The following is a 1,442-nucleotide window of genomic DNA, read 5'->3' as shown; positions in this document are numbered from 1 at the left end:
TGAACTGACCCCATAAAGTTGGACAGTTTAATTAGCTTACCAGAAGGGATTGAGTTCGGTAATTTACCGGACTTAATCCCTTTAGTTTTTGCTTGATTCGATCATGGTTGTAGTAATGGATGTATTCACATAACTCCTTCTTGAAGGATTCAATGCATTCAAACTTCTTTCTGTAGAAGAACTCGGTTTTCATAATCCCAAACCAGTTTTCCATCACTGCGTTATCTAAGCAGTTGCCTTTTCTGGACATGCTCTGTGCAATCCCTTGCTCTCTTAAGGCCTCTTGATAAAGCGCCATTTGGTATTGCCAGCCCTGGTCGGAGTGCAATATTAGCTTGTCTTCATTTTTGAGTCGTTTGAAGGCACTTTTGAGCATCTGCATTACTGAGCTGATCTGTGGCCGCTGCGCAATCTCGTAAGTGATGATCTCCCCGTTATATAGATCTAGGATAGGTGAGAGATAGATCCGCTCGCCTTTGATATTGAACTGCGTGACATCCGTTACCCACTTTTGATTGGGATGTTCTGCTGCAAAGTTGCGCTCCAATAGATTGGGGGCTGTCTTACCAACAGACCCTTTGTAAGACTGATAGCGTTTAGGGCGCACGGTTGATTTAAGACCGAGCTGCCCCATGAGCCTTTGTACCGTTTTGTGATTCAAATAGCAGGACTCATTACGCAGCTCAAGGTATACACGCCGATAGCCATAGCGCCCTTTGTGCCTGTGGTATATGGCGCTGATCTGAGTCTTGGTATCAAGATAAGGATCCGCCTGATTACTTGCGCTTACCCAGTAGTAATAAACACTTCTAGCCATCTGGGCGGCTATGAGTAAATCGCTCAAGCGATATGACTGCCTTAGTTCGGTGATGATTTTGGCTTGGCTTTGCTTGCCAATTTTTTGCTCTGAACTAAGGCATCGAGCTTTTTTAAATAAGCGTTCTCCGCCTCGGAGTACTCAAGCCGTCGCCTCATCTCCGCTGGAGTAAGCTCGGACACGGGCTTCTTTAAGAGTGCTTTGATATCAAACGATTTAGGCATAGGCGCTTGTCCTCTAGGCTTGCGTTGTAGGGCTGTTATACCGCCTTCATTGTAGAGTTTTTGCCATTGCAAAATCGAGCTCATACTGCCAATCCCAAAGTGGGCTGCTGCCGGCCTAGCCGACATTTGATGCTTGGCCATGTACTCGAGCACCTGCAATTTGAACTGTGGGGAGTGATGGTGGTATTGAGGGTCTAGACCTGCAAGACCCCCTGACTGATGGGCTAAAACCCAATTGCGGACCTGCGCATGATTAATCTCAAAGAGATGAGCTACCCGCTTAAGGCCGCCTGATTTTAAAAACTCTTTAACTACCTTTAGCTTGAACTGCTTGCTGTACTTGCTCATAAAACAAAACCCCCTTGGCTGGACATAACGTCCAACTTTTGGGGGTCAGTTCA

General features: G+C 46.2%; 1 protein-coding gene. It reads right to left on the bottom strand.

Annotation, left to right across the window (positions count from 1 at the left end; genetic code table 11):
• Positions 1-31 precede the first annotated feature (31 nt).
• Positions 32-1,389 (bottom strand): IS3 family transposase gene (locus tag ICN40_RS11495; protein WP_216244116.1). Its coding sequence is split into 2 segments (ribosomal slippage): positions 32-933 and positions 933-1,389, totalling 1,359 coding nucleotides; the frame shifts between segments, so codons are not numbered across the junction.
• Positions 1,390-1,442 lie beyond the last annotated feature (53 nt).

The organism is Polynucleobacter sp. Fuers-14 (assembly GCF_018882045.1).
In the GTDB taxonomy this organism is placed as follows: domain Bacteria; phylum Pseudomonadota; class Gammaproteobacteria; order Burkholderiales; family Burkholderiaceae; genus Polynucleobacter.
Note: the sequence above shows the minus strand (reverse complement) of the source record. Positions and strands in the feature narration are given on the sequence as shown.